Raw genomic sequence first — 16,589 nt, forward strand, 5'->3', positions numbered from 1 at the left:
GAACGGGGAAAGAATTTGCGGGAACCTGCTATTTTACCCGAACCCCTGCTCAAATTATCAGCAAAATTTGTCGCGAACTGTCGCGAACGGCACAATCCGTTGTAGACAGCAGGAAAAATTTTGGCTACAGCGATCCTGGCGCCGGTTAGCCGAGCTCATCCATTGCAGCCGGACGCAGGTGCGCCACCTCGCCCCAGCTCACCAGCTCCAGCTTGCCGTCGCGTACGACGAAGCGGTTGATGCTGGCATTCAAGACCTTGAAATCGCGCGGGGTTTCCAGCGGCAAGCCGAGCGCGGCGCGGTAGGCGCATTCGAGCACGCCGCCGTGGGCCACCAGCGCCAGCGACTTGCCCGGATTGTCTTCGGCCCAGCCAAGGATGGCCGGCACCACGCGGTCGTAGAACTGGCGAAAGGTTTCGCCCCGGTTTTGCCCAGGCGGCAACTCGGCATCCACGTCGCGCGCCTGCCAGGCGGCAAACTCCTTTGGAAAATGTGCCTCGATCTCGGCATACAGCAGGCCTTCGAAGCCGCCATAGCAGCGCTCGCGCAGGCGGCCGTCGATGTACAGCGGCTGGTCGCGCGATTCGCCCAGGGCTTTCGCGGTCTGGGCGGCGCGCGCCAGGTCGCTCGAAACCAGCACGTCGAAGTGTTCTTCGGCGAGCGCTCCGGCCAGTGCCTGCGCCTGGCGCCGGCCTTCATCGTTCAGGTCGATATCGAGGTGGCCTTGCAGGCGGCGTTCGGCGTTCCAGGCGGTTTCGCCATGACGGATCAGCACGATGCGGGTGGGCGTGTCGTTGGGGGTGTCGTTTTGCATGAAATAAAAAAAGCCCCGGAGACCGGGGCCCTGGGTTACCTGGACAGCGTGGGTGCGATCTGGGGATTGAGCGAGTACACGCCGAAGATCTGGGCTTCGTCGAGGATGTGGCCGCGCATGGCAAGGCGTGCTTCCGGGCCGGTGAACGTGCCTTCCAGCGGCAGCTGGGCGATGTCGAGCGCGTAGATCGTAAACACGTAGGTATGCACGCGCTCATCGTTCCATGGCGGGCAAGGACCGTCGTAGCCGAAGTATTCGCCGGCCATGTCGGGGTCGGCCGCGAACCAGCCGGTGTAGTCGTTGGTGCCCTGGCGCAGCTGGTGCTCGGTGCCGTTCTTTACCAAAAAAGGCAGGTTCGGGCCGGATTTGCCGCCCGGGGTCACCATGTCGGAGAACTGCCCTTCTTCCAGTTTTTTCAGGCTGGGCGGAATGTCGACCAGGGTCCAGTGATAAAAATCGGCGCGCTTTAGGTCTTCGGGAACGGTCTTGCCTTCCTTGTTGACGTTCGTACCGTCGGTCGGCGCATCGCCGTCGTGGCAGAGCAGCACCAGCGACTGGGTGCCGGTCGGTACGTCGTCCCAGGCCAGGTGGGGATTGCGGTTGCTCGACAGGCGCACATGGGTGGCCGGGTCGATGACGGCAAAGGCGCATTCCGGCGGAATCAGGCCGCCCTCGGTAAACGAATCACTCCAGATTTTCATCACAATCTCCCTAGTGGGACTCCTTTCTATTGACCGCCATGAGGCGGTGCGGGTTTCAGCGCTTGACGTCGACCGGATCAACACGCAGCCAGATCGTCACCGGTCCATCGTTGGTCAGCGATACTTTCATATCCGCGCCAAATTGACCGGTTTCAACTTTGCCATGCCGTGTGCATGCCTGGCGCACGAAATAATCGAACAGGCGCCGCCCGTCTTCAGGACTGGCGGCCGGCGAGAACGAGGGACGGGTGCCGGAACGGGTGTCGGCCGCCAGCGTGAACTGGGGCACCAGCAGCAAGGCGCCGCCGATGTCCGTCACGCTGCGGTTCATCTTGCCGGCTTCGTCGGAAAAGACGCGGTAGCCGAGCAGCTTGGTCAGCAAGGCGTCGGCCTCGCGCTCGCTGTCGCCCTTCTCGGCGCAAACCAGCACCATCAGGCCGGCCTCGATGGCGCCGACCGTGGCGCCGTCAACCACGACGCTGGCGTGGCTGACGCGTTGCAGCAGGCCGATCATGCCGGATCGCCGGACCGGGAGAAGTTAACGCGGGCGAACTTGCGCTTGCCGACTTGCATCACGAAATTGCCGGCCTCGACTTGCAGGCCCTTGTCGCTGACCACGGCGCCGTCGATGCGCACGCCGCCCTGGTCGATCATGCGCATGGCTTCCGAGGTCGAGGCGCACAGGCCGGCTGCCTTGAGCAGCTGGGCCACGCCCAGCGGCGCGCCTGCCACCGCCACTTCCGGCACATCGTCCGGAATGCCGCCCTTCGAGCGGTTCACGAAGTCGGCCAGCGCATCGTCGGCCGCCTGGGCCGAATGGAAGCGGGTGACGATTTCCTTGGCCAGGGCCACTTTTGCGTCGCGCGGGTTGGCGCCGCCTTCGGTGGCCGTCTTCAGCGCGGCGATGTCGTCCAGCGGGCGGAAGGACAGCAGCTCGAAATATTTCCACATCATGGTGTCGGAAATACTCATCAGCTTGCCGAACATCATGTTGGGCGCCTCGGTGATGCCGATGTAATTGTTTTTGGACTTGGACATCTTGTCGACGCCGTCCAGGCCTTCGAGCAACGGCATGGTGAGGATGCACTGCGGCTCCTGGCCGTAGTCTTTTTGCAACTCACGGCCGACCAGCAGGTTAAATTTCTGGTCCGTTCCACCTAGCTCAAGGTCTGATTTCAAAGCGACCGAATCGTAACCCTGCATCAACGGATAGAGGAACTCATGAACAGCGATCGGAGTCCCACTCTTGTAGCGTTTGGTGAAGTCGTCGCGTTCCATCATGCGCGCCACGGTGTAGCGCGACGCCAGCTGGATCATGCCGCGCGCGCCCAGCGGGTCGCACCACTCGGAGTTGTAACGCATCTTCGTGCGTTCCGGGTCCAGGATCAGGCCCACCTGGCGGAAATAGGTTTGCGCGTTTTCCTCGATCTGCTCGCGGGTCAGCGGCGGGCGCGTGGCATTGCGGCCCGACGGGTCGCCAATCATCGAAGTGAAGTCGCCGATCAGGAAGGTCACTTCGTGGCCGAGGTCTTGCAGCTGGCGCAGCTTGTTCAGCACCACGGTGTGGCCGAGGTGCAGGTCCGGGGCGGTCGGGTCGGCGCCGAGCTTGATGCGCAGCGGTTCGCCGCTTTTCTCGGAGCGGGCCAGCTTTCGTGCAAATTCGCTTTCGATCAGCAGTTCGTCGACACCGCGCTTGGTGATCGCAAGCGCTTCCTGCACCTTGTCCGACAAGGGAAGGATGGCATTACTTGCTAAATTACTATTACCTGAAGTCGCGGAGGAAGTCATAAAAATCTTGTAGGAGTTTGGCTAAAACGGTTGTAGGAGCACGTATTTTGCTATAATGCTCGATCCCATCAATCTTGCCTGCAGAAAACTTTTCAAAACAACAAGAATAAAGATGGTCGGAAGTTCAAGCGGCAAATTTTAACTGATTGCATGAACCCTATACATAAAATCACCGGCAAACGCTGGTTCGGCCTGGCCGACACGAGTCGCAAGACCCGCATCGTCGGCGCCGGCGCGGTCGCCCTGGCACTGTGCGCATTCGGCGCAGTCGCAGTGGCACCGGTCGCTCCCGACCCGGCAGACATGCCGGTCACCTCGGTTGCCGAGAACCTGGCCCTGCCGAACCTGGCCGACCAGATCGCCGCGCTGCAGGAAGACGAGCAGCAATTCATCCACCAGGAAAGTGTCCGTTCCGGCGACTCGATCGGTTCCACCTTGAGCCGCATGGGCGTTGACGACGCCGACGCACAAAAGTTCATCCGCACCGACAAACTCGCCCGCCGCGTCCTGTCCGTGAAAAACGGCAAGCGCCTGCAAGCCGAGACCGACGAAAACGGCCTGCTCCTCTCGCTGCGCGCCACCATCCCCGGCAAAGGTAACGTTCCCACGATCCTGACCATCGCACGCAAGGGCGACGGCTTCGTTGCCAGCGAGGCGCCTGCCAAGCTCGAGCGCCGCGTCGAAATGCGTTCGCGTCAGATCAATTCCTCGTCGCTCTACTCGGCCACCGACGCGAATGTCGACGGCGGCTCGATTCCGGATTCCGTCGTCAGCGAGATCGTCCAGATGTTCTCGACCAACATCGACTTCCGCAACGACATCAAGCGCGGCGACCGTTTCAACGTCGTGTACGAAACCTTCTGGCTCGACGGCGAAATGGTGAAGACCGGCCGCATCCTGGCAGGCGAGTTCATCAACCGCGGCACCAGCTACCAGGCCGTCTGGTTCGAAGACCCGGTCAGCAAGCAGGGCGGCTACTACAGCCTGGACGGCAAGTCGTTGAAAAAAGCCTTCCTCAAGTCGCCGATCGCCTTCTCGCGCGTGTCCTCGGGCTTCTCGAACCGCATCCACCCGATCTCCGGCAAGTGGAAAGCGCACAAGGGCATCGACTACGCCGCACCAACCGGCACCCCGATCCGCGCCGCCGGCGACGGCACCGTCGATTTCGCCGGTGTGGGCAATGGCTACGGCAACATGGTCGTCCTCAAGCACTGGAACAACTACAGCACCGCCTATGCCCACATGAGCCGCATCGGCGCCGGCATGCGCAAGGGCGCCAAGGTCAGCCAGGGCCAGGTGATCGGCTACGTCGGCTCGACCGGCTGGTCGACCGGCGCCCACCTGCACTACGAATTCCGCGTGGCGAATGTCGCGCGCGATCCAAACACCCTGAAAGGCCTGACCCAGGCGCCGCTCACCTCGGCAGAAATGGCGCGCTTCAAGATGGCCGCCGCCGAGATGAACCACCGCTTCTCGCTGCTGACCCCGGGCGGCAACGCGATGGCTGCACGCTAAGCCAGTCTCGCCTTCCCCGAAACGCCTTCCCTGCATTGCACGGAAGGCGTTTTTACTTGGGGCTTTCGTTTATGATGGGCAAATGATGACTTCCACTCTTTATATAGGTCTGATGTCCGGCACCAGCATGGATGGTGTCGACGGCGTGCTGGCCGACTTCCGCAACGGCACCATCCATACGCTGGAGGCGGCTTTCGTGCCGTTTCCGCCGGCGCTGCGGGCAGAACTGATGGCGCTGCAGGCGAACGGCGACAACGAGATCGAACGCGAAGCCCTGGCCGCGAACGGCCTGGCGCGCTGCTATGCCGAGTGCGTGCAGCAATTGACGCCGGCCGCGCCGGGTCCGGTCGCGGCAGTGGCCGTGCATGGCCAGACCGTGCGCCACCGGCCCGAGCTCGGTTTTACGCGCCAGACCAACAACCCTGCCCTGCTGGCCGAACTGACCGGCATCGACGTGATCGCCGACTTTCGCAGCCGCGACATTGCCGCCGGCGGCCAGGGTGCGCCGCTGGTGCCGGCGTTTCATGCGGCGGCATTCGGGAAATCGGGTACGGCGCGCGTGGTGGTGAATATCGGCGGGATCGGCAACATCAGCGTGCTGCATGCGGATGGACGGGTCGGCGGTTTCGATACCGGGCCCGGAAATGTGCTATTGGATGGCTGGATCGCGCGGCACCAGGGAAAGGAATACGACGCCGACGGGGCCTGGGGCGCAAGCGGTCGCGTGCATGATGGCCTGCTAAGCGTGCTGCTGGCGGAGCCATATCTTCATCAACCGGCGCCGAAGAGCACCGGACGCGATTTGTTCCATATGGCGTGGCTGGATGCGCGGTTGGCCGGATTTGCGGACCTGGCGCCGGAAGACGTGCAAGCCACGCTGGTCGAACTGACGGCGCGCTCGATCGCGGATGCGATCCGGCAAGAAAGCGCGGAAGTGGATGCCGTATACGTTTGCGGCGGCGGCGCCTACAACAGCGCCCTGCTGCGGGCGCTGGCAGCTGTACTGGGCGGAAAGGTGGCAGTGGAATCGACAGCGGCACTCGGCGTGGCGCCGAACCGGGTCGAGGCGCTGGCGTTTGCCTGGCTGGGTTACCGCTTCCTCGAGCGCCAACCGAGCAATATGCCAGCGGTAACCGGCGCCAAAGGACCCCGGGTGCTCGGCGCACTGTATCCAGCGTAACGTAGGGTGGGTGCTCGAACCCACCAATTGAACGCATGCGCCAAGGCGGCGCACCAAGGCGACACGCCAAGGCAACACTCCAAAAAACAAATCCGGGCATTGCCCGGATCTGCTACGACGCCCTTACTGCCGGGCTGTCAAACCAACTTACGCCGAGAACGACGAGCCGCAGCCGCAGGTGCTGGTGGCGTTCGGGTTCTTGATGACGAACTGGGCGCCTTCGAGGTCGTCCTTGTAGTCGATTTCCGCGCCGACCAGGTACTGGTAGCTCATCGAGTCGATCAGCAATTGCACGCCGTTCTTTTCCATCGTGGTGTCGTCTTCGTTGACGATTTCATCGAAGGTAAAGCCGTACTGGAAGCCCGAGCAGCCGCCGCCCTGCACGAAAACGCGCAGTTTCAGGTCTGGGTTGCCCTCTTCTTCGATCAGTTGTGCCACTTTATCAGCGGCGCTGTCGGTGAAGACGATCGGGGTCGGGATGGTGTCAAAGTCTTGCACTTCGGCCACTGCAGTCATGGGATAAACTCCTGATTGGATTCAATTTATGCCCATTATAGACGGTTCGCGCCGGTCATGCTTCGGCCCTCGCCGCTTCTGCCAGATGGAACACCGGCTCGCCCGCCGGCTGGTGCGTGAGCTTGCCGGTCACCAGGGCGCCGCCGTGCATTTCGAGCAGCTTGTAATGGACATCCCCATGTATGCGGCCTTTCGGCTGCAATTCAAGTAGCTCGGTGGAATGAACGGAACCGGCGATGTAACCGTTCACCACCATGTTGGCGCAGCGCACCTCGCCTTCGATGCGGGCATGTTCCGACACGATCAGCACGCTGTCGGGCCCCTCGCTGGCCAGCACGTTGCCATGGACCTCGCCATCGATGCGCAGGCCGCCGGAGAAACAGAGGTCGCCTTCGATGCGGGCGGCTATGCCGATCAGGCTGTCAATTTCGCTTTTCGCGTTGCGACCGAACATGGTGCCCCCCCTGTAGGTTAGTAAAAGTTGCGGCGAGTAAATCAACCAGTGCATCGGCCAATTTACCGCCCTCAATAGTTACCACCTTGATCTAGCTCTTGTCGGGTAATGCCTGTAGGAATCACCCGACAGGGGTGAAGCGATGCTTACGGCAACAGGGCGATCTGCTGCAGGCCGGTGGTCTCGTCCAGGCCGAACATCAGGTTCATGCACTGCACGGCCTGGCCCGAGGCGCCCTTCACCAGGTTGTCCTGCACCACCAGGATCACGACGGTGTTGGTGCCTTCCGGACGGTGCAAAGCCAGACGCAGCATGTTCGAGCCGCGGGTCGAGCGGGTTTCCGGATGCGAGCCGAACGGCATGACGTCGACGAAAGCCGAATCCTTGTACTCGGTTTCGAACAATTCCTGCAGCGCGGCGTTGTCGATGTCCTTCGTCAGGCGCGCGTACAGGGTGGCGTGCATGCCGCGGATCATCGGCACCAGGTGCGGGGTGAAGATCAGGCCGACTTTCTGGTCGGTATAGCGCTGCAGCTGGGCCGAGGTTTCCGGCGTGTGGCGGTGGCCGGCCACGCCGTAGGCCTTGAAGTTGTCGCTGGCTTCCGAGAACAGCGTGCCGATCTCGGCCTTGCGGCCGGCGCCCGAGACGCCCGACTTGGCATCGGCGATCAGGCTGTCGGCCTCGATCAGGCCGGCCTTGAGCAGGGGCACGAAGCCGAGCTGCATGGTGGTCGGGTAGCAGCCCGGATTGGCGATCAGGCGCGCCTTCTTGATGTCTTCGCGGTTCAGTTCCGGCAGGCCGTATACGGCTTCCTCGATCAGCTCGGGCGCGGTGTGCTCGATCTTGTACCACTTTTCAAAGGCGGCGCGGTCCTTCAGGCGGAAGTCGGCGGCCAGGTCGATGACCTTCACGCCGGCGGCCAGCAGGGCCGGGGCCTGCGCCATGGCCACGCCGTGCGGAGTGGCGAAGAAAACCACGTCACACTGCGTCAGGTCGGCCTTGTCCGGCGCCGAGAAGGCCAGGTTCACGCGGCCGCGCAGCGACGGGAACATGTCGGCCACCGGCAGGCCGTCTTCCTTGCGCGAGGTGATCGCGGTCAGCTCCACGTCGGGATGCGCGGCCAGCAGCCGCAGCAATTCCACGCCCGTGTATCCGGTTCCGCCAACGATGCCAACTTTGATCATGTTCTTTCCTTCGTAAAATAAGCGCCCAGCCGGGCCGAGGCTGCAATTTTAACAGCCTCACCGGATCGCCGCGCCCGAACGGCCGCTTGCCCGCCCGAGCACGATTGGATGCCGTTTGCAGCGCAACACGAACTCGGTAAAGATGGGCCAACCCGACTGATACCAAAGGAAATGGCCACATGAAACCTATTGCTGAGCAAGTCGTTGTCATCACCGGCGCCTCCAGCGGCATCGGCCGCGCTACCGCCCTCGCCTTTGGCCGCGAACGCGCCACGGTTGTGCTGGCCGCGCGCAACGTCGCCGCGCTGGAACAGGTAGCCGGACAGATCGAGCGCGCAGGCGGACGCGCGCTGGTGGTGCCCACCGACGTCGCCCACTGGAAGCAAGTTTCTGCGCTGGCCGACGCCGCGCTGCAGCATTTCGGCCGCATCGACACCTGGATCAACAATGCCGCCGTCAACGAACACGCCCCGGTGGCAGACATGACGATCGAGGAAATCGAACGCATCGTGCAGGTGGACCTGATGGGCCAGATCTACGGCATGAAGGCGGCATTGACGCCGATGCGACGCCAGCGCGCCGGCACCATCATCAACGTCGCCTCGATTGCCGCCCAGCGCGCCCTGCCCCTGCACGCGCCCTACGTGGCCTCGAAGCACGGCATCGCCGGCTTTACCGAGACCCTGCGCATGGAGCTGATGCACGAACGGATGCCGATTGGGGTCACGATGATCATGCCGAGCTTTATCGACACGCCGCTGTTCCTGAATGCGCGCTCGAAGATCGGCGTGCAGCCGCGCCCGGCGCCGCCGGTATATGCGCCGGAAACCGTGGCCGATGCGGTGCTGTTTGCCGCCACCCATCCGCGGCGCGACATCATCGTCGGCGGCCAGGGGGCGGCGGTGTCGCTGCTACAGCGCATCAGCCCGCCGCTGGTGGACAAGTTGATGGTAACGCGTGGCCTGATGTTCCGCGCGCAAAAGACCGACAAGCCGGACAATGGCGTCGACAATCTGTTCCAGCCGACGCCCGGCACTGGCTCGGTGAACGGCGCCTGGACCGACGAGGCCCTGCCGAGCAGCTGGTACACGCGCCACCTGGAGTATTACCCGCACCGCAAGGTGCTGGCAGCCGGCCTGATCGGCTATGCCCTGGTGCGCCTGCTCGGCTCCAGGCGCCGCTGACACGGCGCCGGAACCACGCACCGGGCCGGCGCCTCAGCCTCCGGTGCCGGTCAGGCGCTCGGCGTCATGCACCGGCACCGGGTCCATGGTCGACATCTTGCCGAGGTAGTCAAGGTTCTCTTCCAGCCAGCGCCCGGCCGTCGCCACGCCCAGCGCATGCAAGCGCAACAGGAAGGGCCACTCGGTATTGAACTTGCTCGACAAGTCCATCTGCTGCAGTTCTTCGTTGCCGCTGATCAGGTGCAGGCGCACGCCGGCTGCATGCACAACATTGCTCTCCTCGGCATCGACGATGGCGCCCAGGTGGCGGATGGCGCCCACTTCGCGCACAAAGGCGATGTTGAAGGCGATCTCGCTGGTGCGGCCCTGGATGTCGCTCATGGTCATCGGCAAGCCGTCGCGCGCGATCGGGTTGTTCTGGATGATGACGATGTCGGCCGGACCATTGTCCACCAAGGGCGAGAGCGAAGGATTGCCGACGAAGCTGCCGTCCCAATAGGCTTCGCCGTCGATCACGACCGGCGCGAACACGTAGGGCAGGCAGGCGGAGGCGGCAATCGCGCGCGCGTCCAGCTCTTCACGGGTAAAGACGCGGCCCTTGCCGGTGCGAATATTCGTGGCAGGCACGAACAGCGCGATGTCTTCGCAGGCGCGCACGCGCTCGAAATCGATCAGCGTGGCCAGCAGCGGCTGCATCGGGTTCATCGACAGCGGCGAGGCCGGCGGCGCCAGCACGCCGGCCAGCAATTGCATCAGCTGGTAGCCCGGCGAGGTTGCAAGCGTGCCGCTGCCGGTGGCCCAATCGAAGGGCGATGGCCGCACCGGGCTGACCATCGAGGCGGCCGTGCTCAGGCCATGCCAGAAACGCTGCAGGGCGGCGCGCGCGCCTTCGCGCCCGCCGCCGCGGGCATAGCCATCGGCGAGTACCGCCGCATTCACGGCGCCGGCACTGGTGCCGCTGATGGCGCCGATCTCCAGCCGCTCTTCCTGCAACAGGCGGTCCAGCACACCCCAACCAAAGGCGCCGAACGCGCCGCCGCCCTGGATGCCAAGGCTGATCCGTTTTACTCCTGTCGTCACAATCGTGCTCCTGCAATATTAATCACCGTCCAGCCTAGCTTGCGAAAACAGACGTGGCCGTGCGTTGCCGAACATTCGTGCCGAAACCAACAGTAAAAATTTTGCGGTGCACAAAAGGAGTGCGTAGCGTTTGAAAAGCAAGCAGAAATAAAAAAAGCCACCCGAAGGTGGCTTTCTTGTCCAGCAGGTCGCAACCCGAAGGCTGCAAAAGCGCGCTTCTAAACTGATTAACGCTTCGAAAACTGCTTGGCGCGGCGTGCTTTACGCAGGCCGACTTTCTTACGCTCGACTTCACGGGCGTCACGGGTGACGAAACCGGCACGTGCCAGGTCGCCCTTGAGGCCTGCATCGTAGTCGATCAGAGCGCGGGTGATGCCGTGACGAACGGCGCCAGCCTGGCCCGACTCACCGCCGCCATGGACGTTGACCTTGATGTCGAAACGCTCGACGTTGCCGGTCAGTTCCAGCGGTTGACGGATGACCATCAGGCCGGTTTCGCGCGAGAAGTATTCGTTCGCAGGCTTGCCGTTCACGACGATCAGGCCGGTGCCGGCTTTGATGAACACGCGAGCGACTGCACTCTTGCGACGGCCGGTGCCGTAGTTGTAGTTACCGATCATGTCAGTTCCTTAGAGGGTCAGTGCTTGTGGTTGCTGTGCGGCGTGCGGGTGGGTGCCTTCCGCGTACACTTTCAGCTTCTTGATCATGGCGTAGCCCAGCGGGCCCTTCGGCAGCATGCCTTTGACAGCCTTTTCCAGGGCACGGCCCGGGAAGCGCTGTTGCATTTTCAGGAAGTTGGTTTCGTAGATACCGCCCGGGTAGCCCGAGTGACGGTAGTAGGTCTTGGCGGTGGCCTTGGTGCCGGTCACGCGCAGCTTGCCTGCGTTGACGACGACGATGTAGTCACCGGTATCGACGTGCGGAGTGAATTCCGGTTTGTGTTTGCCGCGCAGTCGGAGTGCCACTTCGCTGGCAACACGTCCGAGGACCAAGTCCGTCGCGTCAATCACGAACCAGTCGCGCTGGACTTCATGGCCCTTAGCGGAAAAAGTTTTCATGTTGACTTCCTAAATAGGTAAATTGCTCAAATGGTGGTTCCGCAAGGGTTACTGCGGACTCTGCCTTATTGTCTTTTCCAGAGCAAATGGAAAGCCGACGATCATACCGCGCTTTCCACGCCAGCGTCAAGGTGGCCTGGTTCCGCTGTCGCATCCGCGCCCATCAAGCTTCGTGCCTGGTGAGCTTGCGCAAAGTCATGTTCCCTATGACAACTAGACTTGGCCGTGACATATGTATTCAAAAGTGTTCTTTAATGAAACTTTTGAGTTGACCGGCGAAACGATGCCAAATTAGTATGGATCAATTGTTAGAGGAGTTTTCGTGAAAATTCGATCCATCCTGCTCCCCCTTGCTGCACTGCTGTTGTCGGGCGCGGCCCAGGCTGCGCCGCCCGCATCACCAGCAGCCAAGGCGGCCACGCGCAACTGCCACCTGCCCGGCACCGAAGACACGCTGCGCTGCCTGGCCGTCCAGGTTCCCCTCGATTACGCCAAGCCAGGCGGCCCCGGCATCAAGATCCACGTGACGGTGGCGCCGGCCTTCCGCGAGGCCGCGCGCAACGATCCGCTGTTCGTGCTTGCCGGCGGTCCCGGCCAGGCCGGCAGCGAAGTCCTGCCCCTGCTCTCGGCCGCCTTCAAGCGCGTGCGCGCCACGCGCGACATCGTCTTCATCGACCAGCGCGGCACCGGCCTGTCGGGCAAGCTCGATTGCGAAAGCCGCCCCGAACACGAAACCATGAGCGACGCCGAGCTCGAAGCCGAGGTGCGCGCCTGCATCACGAAGAGCCGCGCGCCCTTCGGCGCCTACACCACCGCTGCTGCCGCGCGCGACCTGGAACAGGTACGCAAGACGCTCGGCTACGGCAAGGTGAACGTCTGGGGCGGTTCCTACGGCACCCGCCTCGGCCAGGCCTATGCGCGCGCCTTCCCCGACAGCGTGCGCACCCTGGTGCTCGACGGCGTGGCCGCGCCCGACCAGGTGATCCCGGCGGGCGGGCGCGACGGCACCGCCGCGCTCGACAAACTGTTTGCCCAGTGCGCCGCGAATGCCGCCTGCAAGGCCGCCTACCCGAACCTGCGCGCCGAATTCGACGCCCTCGTGAAACGCACCGAAGCCGGCATCAAGCTCTCGATCGCCGACCCGCGCACCGCCGCGCCGGTCACCTTCACCATGACCGGCCAGCGCTTCCTCGGCACCGTCCACAACATCCTGTATTCGCCGGCCGACGCGCGGCGCCTGCCCTTCCTGCTGCACAGCGCCTACAACGGCCGCTGGGAACCCTTCATCGCGCGCCACAACATCGCCGGGGACTTTGCCAGCGACGGCTCCAGCGCCATGCTGCTGCACCTGGCCGTGGTCTGCGCCGAGGACGTGCCGCGCATGACGCCGGAACTGATCAAGGAAGACAACGCCCTGCTTACGCGTCCGCTGGCCGAGCGCATCCCGAGCCTGTGCAAGGACATGAAGGTGCCGGCCGTGCCCTATGCCGCACCATCGAAGATCGCCGCGCCGGCCCTGCTGCTGTCGGGCGCGCTCGATCCGGTCACGCCGCCACGCCGCGCCGAACGCGCCGCCGAGTTCATGAGCAACGCGCGCCACCTGGTGGTGGCGAATGCCGGCCACGGTGTCTCGCAGCTCGGCTGCGCGCCGCGCCTGCTGCGCGAATTCCTCGACAAGCCGACCGAGAACCTGAACGCCAAGTGCCTGGCCGAGATCCCGGCCCCGACCTTCCAGCTCGGCAGCGCCGGGCCGCAACCCTGAATCGAGTTCCCCATGATCGAAGTACAAGACGTACGCAAACAGTTCGGCGAGGTCAAGGCCCTCGGCGGCGTGAGCTTCTCCGCGCGCGACGGCCAGATCACCGCCCTCCTCGGCCCCAACGGCGCCGGCAAGACCACCCTGCTGCGCACACTGATCGGCCTCCTGAAGCGCGACCACGGCACCATTTCCATCGACGGCGTCGACCCGGAACAGGACCCGCTCGCGGTACGCCGCAACATCGGCTTCCTGACCGACCAGTTCGGGCTCTACGAGCGCCTGTCCACGCGCGAGTACCTGGCGTATTTCGGTGAGCTGAACGGCATGGGCGGCGCCGCGCTGAACACACGCATCGACGAAGTCTCGGAGCTGCTGGGGATGGACGACATCCTCGAACGGCGCGCCAAGGGCTTCTCGCAGGGCCAGCGCATCAAGGTGGCCCTCGCCCGCACCCTGCTGCACCGCCCGCGCCACCTGCTGCTCGACGAACCGAGCCGCGGCCTGGACGTGATGGCCACGCGCGCCCTGCGCCACGCCCTCACCGCGCTGCGCGCCGATGGCTGCTGCGTGATCATGGCCACCCACGTGATGCAGGAAGTGACCCACCTGTGCGACGACGTGATCGTCATCGCCAAGGGCCATACCGTGGCCCAGGGCTCGCCCCAGGAACTGTGCCGCCGTACCGGCATCGCCAGCCTGGAAGACGCGTTCGTCAGCCTGGTCGGCACCGAGGAAGGAATCGCCGCATGAAACCCACGAATCCAAAGCCGACGAATGTGAAGCCCACGAATGCCAAGCCAAAATTCCTGGTTGTCCTGATCAAGGAGTTGCGCGAGACCCTGCGCGACAAGCGCACCTTGGGCCTGCTGGCCCTGTTCACCTTCATGTACCCGCTGATGCTGGGCTTCCTGCTGAACAAGACTATCGACCGCGCCACCAAGCCCGAGCGCGACGGCATCGAGGTGGCCGTGATCGGCGTGGCCAAGGCGCCGACCCTGATAGCCCAGCTCAAGCAGCGCAACGTCACCATCATCGACACCGGCCCGCTCGACGAAGAAGGCATCGGCGAACTGCTGCGCTCAAAAAAATATCCGGTGGTGCTGCGCCTGTCCGACAAGTTCACCGAGAACTACACGGCGATGCGTCCGGCGCGCGTGGAGCTGTGGTTCGACTCGGCCGACGAAAACTACACGCAACGGCGCGAGGTCGAGGACGTGCTGCAGGCCTACGGCGCCAACGTGGCCAGCGCGCGCCTGCTGGCGCACGGCGTATCGCCGGCGACGCTGGCGCCGATCCAGGTGCAGCGCTTCGACACCGGCACCAACGCCTCGCGCTCGGCCGGCTTCATCGGCAGCATCCTCGGCATCCTGTTCCTGCCGGCCTTTATCTGCGGGATGTCGACCGCGGTCGACATCACCGCCGGCGAACGCGAACGGCGTTCGATGGAAGTGCTGATGGCGCAGCCGGCGCGGGCCTGGGAGCTGGTGGCCGGCAAGTGGCTGACGGCCGGCGTGCTGGCCATCCTCGGCGTCACGCTGGAACTGGCGCTGGCCCATGCGATCCTGTCCTGGATGCCGCTCGAGGAAATCGGCATGTCCTGGGCCCTGGCCTGGCCCGACCTGGCGCTGGTGTGCGTGGCCTCGATTCCGCTGTGCCTGTTCGCGGCCGGCCTGCAGATCGCGCTGGCGATGAACGCCAAGTCCTTCAAGGAAGCCCAGAGCCTGCTGAGCATCGCGATGCTGGTGCCGCTGGTGCCGGGCGTGGTGATCTCGATGATGGAACTGAAGACCGCCGACTGGATGTACATGGTGCCGATGCTGTCGAACCAGACGCTGCTGCGCGAGATGGCCAAGGGCGGCGACATCGGCGTGTGGCCGGTGGCGATGACCTTCCTGTCCTCGGCGCTCGCGGCGGGGCTGGCGGTGGGCTTTGCCAGCTGGCGCATGAAGAGCGAGCGTTACGTGCTGTCGGTCTGAGCGCCGCTTCTTCCTGCAAAACCAGGCCACCCCGGCATGCCGCGGTGGCCTGTTCTACAATGTGGGCAGACAAAACAGCGGAGAAACGCACATGGAAGTCAAAGTCAGCTGGAACGGCCCGTCGGGCATGAGTTTTCGCGCCGAGACCGGGTCGGGCCATACGCTCGCGATGGATGGCGCGCCGGAAGCGGGCGGCCACAACACGGCGGCGCGCCCGATGGAACTGGTGCTGGCCGGCACCGGCGGCTGCACCGCCTTCGACGTGGTGCTGATCCTGAAGCGCAGCCGCGAAGAGGTGCTGGGCTGCGACGTGACGCTGCAGGCCGAACGCGCCGAGGTCGACCCGAAGGTGTTCACCCGGATTAACTTCCACTTCACGGTGAGCGGGAAGAACCTGAAGCCGGCGGCGGTGGAGCGCGCGGTGAAGCTGTCGCACGAGAAGTACTGCTCGGCGTCGATCATGCTGGCCAAGACGGCCGAGATCACGCACTCGTTTGAAATCGTCGAAACGGCGTAGTCCCGTAGGGTGGGCACTTGTGCCCACGCGGTACGGCAGATGCAAGTGTTTCAGTGTCCGGTAAGCCAGCGCCGCTAGCAAGATCACATTGTCAGGTATTTACAGGCACGACCGCGTGGGCACGAGTGCCCACCCTACGGTCAGCGCCAACATGCAAACGGCGGCGCGGTCCATCACACGTAATACGCGGTGGTGGTCATCACCTTCGCAAACGCCTTCATTGCCAGCTTGACCGGCACCGGCATCTCGGCTGCGCCGAGCGCCTGGGCCGCGGCGCCGTGGGCGATTTCATCGACGCGCATCTGTTCGACGATGGCGCGCGACTTGGCGTCCTGCACAGGCAGCAGGTCGAGGTGGCTGTTCAAATGCGCTTCGACCTGGCGCTCGGTCTCGACCACGAAGCCGAGGCTGTTGGCGTCGCCCAGCTTGGCCGCCACCGTGCCCATCGCATAGGCGCCGGCATACCAGAGCGGATTCAATACGCTCGGCTGCGAGCCCAGTTCCGACAGGCGCTGCGCGGTCCAGGCCAGGTGGTCTTCTTCCTCGCGCCCGGCTTCTTCGAACTGCTTGCGCATATCAAGGCTCATGGCGTGGCGCGCCTGCGAGTCGTACAGCGCCTGGGCGCAGACTTCGCCGACGTGGTTCACGCGCATCAGGCCGGCGCTGTGGCGCGACTCGCGCTCGTCGAGTTCGCAGTCGACGGCATGCGCCGCCGGGTTCGGGCGCGACGACGAGGCCACGCCGCCGACCACGCGCAGCGCCTTGTCGACGCCGACGATCAGCTGGTCGAGGGGACTGATAAAACGGTTCGCTAACATAATCATCCATTTATCGCGGCAAAACGCCATTATATGCCCGCCGCC

General features: G+C 64.0%; 18 protein-coding genes. 7 read left to right on the forward strand and 11 right to left on the reverse strand.

From position 1 onward, the window contains the following. Positions 1-145: 145 nt before the first annotated feature. Genes ACWYRN_RS04455 through tyrS form a run of 4 tightly spaced genes read right to left on the reverse strand, consistent with a single transcriptional unit; the run spans position 146 to position 3,303 of the window. Positions 146-814 (reverse strand): histidine phosphatase family protein, encoded by a 669-nt coding sequence (locus ACWYRN_RS04455; protein WP_488691329.1) that lies wholly within the window; start codon positions 812-814, stop codon positions 146-148. Positions 815-849: 35 nt separating this feature from the next. Then, on the reverse strand, positions 850-1,515 hold the full coding sequence (locus ACWYRN_RS04460) for a YbhB/YbcL family Raf kinase inhibitor-like protein (protein WP_488691330.1): 666 nt from the start codon (positions 1,513-1,515) through the stop codon (positions 850-852). 55 nt (positions 1,516-1,570) lie between these two features. Further along, complete coding sequence (dtd, locus tag ACWYRN_RS04465; protein ID WP_488691331.1) at positions 1,571-2,029, reverse strand: D-aminoacyl-tRNA deacylase; 459 nt, start codon at positions 2,027-2,029, stop codon at positions 1,571-1,573. Beyond that, positions 2,026-3,303, reverse strand: a complete 1,278-nt coding sequence (gene tyrS / locus ACWYRN_RS04470) for a tyrosine--tRNA ligase (RefSeq protein WP_488691332.1) — start codon at positions 3,301-3,303, stop codon at positions 2,026-2,028. The genes dtd and tyrS overlap by 4 nt, the downstream gene beginning before the upstream one ends. A 150-nt stretch (positions 3,304-3,453) precedes the next feature. On the opposite strand from tyrS, the gene ACWYRN_RS04475 reads away from it, so the two are divergent. Continuing rightward, a complete protein-coding gene (locus tag ACWYRN_RS04475; protein ID WP_488691333.1) occupies positions 3,454-4,818 on the forward strand; it encodes a M23 family metallopeptidase in 1,365 nt (454 codons plus the stop codon). A gap of 112 nt (positions 4,819-4,930) precedes the next feature. Next, complete coding sequence (locus ACWYRN_RS04480; RefSeq protein ID WP_488691334.1) at positions 4,931-5,998, forward strand: anhydro-N-acetylmuramic acid kinase; 1,068 nt, start codon at positions 4,931-4,933, stop codon at positions 5,996-5,998. A 147-nt stretch (positions 5,999-6,145) separates the two neighbouring features. Here ACWYRN_RS04480 and erpA read toward each other — a convergent pair whose 3' ends face one another. From erpA to argC, 3 genes are all read right to left on the reverse strand, one after another. Then, on the reverse strand, positions 6,146-6,514 hold the full coding sequence (gene erpA / locus ACWYRN_RS04485) for an iron-sulfur cluster insertion protein ErpA (protein WP_229438156.1): 369 nt from the start codon (positions 6,512-6,514) through the stop codon (positions 6,146-6,148). 55 nt (positions 6,515-6,569) lie between these two features. Next, the gene (locus tag ACWYRN_RS04490) at positions 6,570-6,968 is read right to left on the reverse strand and encodes a bactofilin family protein (protein ID WP_488691335.1); all 399 of its coding nucleotides are present in this window, start codon (positions 6,966-6,968) and stop codon (positions 6,570-6,572) included. A 146-nt stretch (positions 6,969-7,114) separates the two neighbouring features. Then, positions 7,115-8,152: an N-acetyl-gamma-glutamyl-phosphate reductase gene (argC, locus tag ACWYRN_RS04495; protein ID WP_488691336.1), complete on the reverse strand. Its 1,038-nt coding sequence runs from the start codon at positions 8,150-8,152 to the stop codon at positions 7,115-7,117. A gap of 179 nt (positions 8,153-8,331) precedes the next feature. Here argC and ACWYRN_RS04500 point away from each other — a divergent pair, with 179 nt between their 5' ends. After that, entirely contained in the window at positions 8,332-9,336 is a 1,005-nt protein-coding gene (locus tag ACWYRN_RS04500) for an SDR family oxidoreductase (RefSeq protein ID WP_488691337.1), read from the forward strand. A gap of 33 nt (positions 9,337-9,369) precedes the next feature. On the opposite strand, the gene ACWYRN_RS04505 is transcribed toward ACWYRN_RS04500, so the two are convergent. The 3 genes from ACWYRN_RS04505 to rplM all read right to left on the reverse strand — a co-directional run bounded on the left by ACWYRN_RS04505 (position 9,370) and on the right by rplM (position 11,474). Beyond that, the gene (locus ACWYRN_RS04505; protein ID WP_488691338.1) at positions 9,370-10,416 is read right to left on the reverse strand and encodes a patatin-like phospholipase family protein; all 1,047 of its coding nucleotides are present in this window, start codon (positions 10,414-10,416) and stop codon (positions 9,370-9,372) included. A 227-nt stretch (positions 10,417-10,643) separates the two neighbouring features. Further along, positions 10,644-11,036, reverse strand: a complete 393-nt coding sequence (gene rpsI / locus ACWYRN_RS04510; RefSeq protein WP_027865814.1) for a 30S ribosomal protein S9 — start codon at positions 11,034-11,036, stop codon at positions 10,644-10,646. Positions 11,037-11,045: 9 nt separating this feature from the next. Further along, on the reverse strand, positions 11,046-11,474 hold the full coding sequence (rplM, locus tag ACWYRN_RS04515; RefSeq protein WP_229438160.1) for a 50S ribosomal protein L13: 429 nt from the start codon (positions 11,472-11,474) through the stop codon (positions 11,046-11,048). Positions 11,475-11,796: 322 nt separating this feature from the next. Here rplM and ACWYRN_RS04520 point away from each other — a divergent pair, with 322 nt between their 5' ends. The 4 genes from ACWYRN_RS04520 (at position 11,797) to ACWYRN_RS04535 (ending at position 15,726) form a co-directional block, all read left to right on the forward strand. Continuing rightward, on the forward strand, positions 11,797-13,236 hold the full coding sequence (locus ACWYRN_RS04520) for an alpha/beta fold hydrolase (RefSeq protein WP_488691339.1): 1,440 nt from the start codon (positions 11,797-11,799) through the stop codon (positions 13,234-13,236). Between the two features lie 12 nt (positions 13,237-13,248). Next, positions 13,249-13,983, forward strand: coding sequence for an ABC transporter ATP-binding protein (locus tag ACWYRN_RS04525; protein WP_488691340.1), 735 nt, complete (start codon positions 13,249-13,251; stop codon positions 13,981-13,983). Further along, positions 13,980-15,209: an ABC transporter permease gene (locus ACWYRN_RS04530; RefSeq protein WP_488691341.1), complete on the forward strand. Its 1,230-nt coding sequence runs from the start codon at positions 13,980-13,982 to the stop codon at positions 15,207-15,209. The genes ACWYRN_RS04525 and ACWYRN_RS04530 overlap by 4 nt, the downstream gene beginning before the upstream one ends. 91 nt (positions 15,210-15,300) lie before the next feature. Then, positions 15,301-15,726 carry an OsmC family protein gene (locus ACWYRN_RS04535; protein WP_488691342.1) on the forward strand — a complete coding sequence of 142 codons (426 nt, stop codon included), beginning with the start codon at positions 15,301-15,303 and terminating at the stop codon, positions 15,724-15,726. Between the two features lie 173 nt (positions 15,727-15,899). Here the strand turns inward: ACWYRN_RS04535 and coq7 are convergent, their stop codons facing one another. Beyond that, entirely contained in the window at positions 15,900-16,544 is a 645-nt protein-coding gene (coq7, locus tag ACWYRN_RS04540; RefSeq protein WP_488691343.1) for a 2-polyprenyl-3-methyl-6-methoxy-1,4-benzoquinone monooxygenase, read from the reverse strand. Between the last annotated feature and the right edge of the window lie 45 nt (positions 16,545-16,589).

It is taken from the genome of Massilia sp. BAP21 (assembly GCF_057801335.1).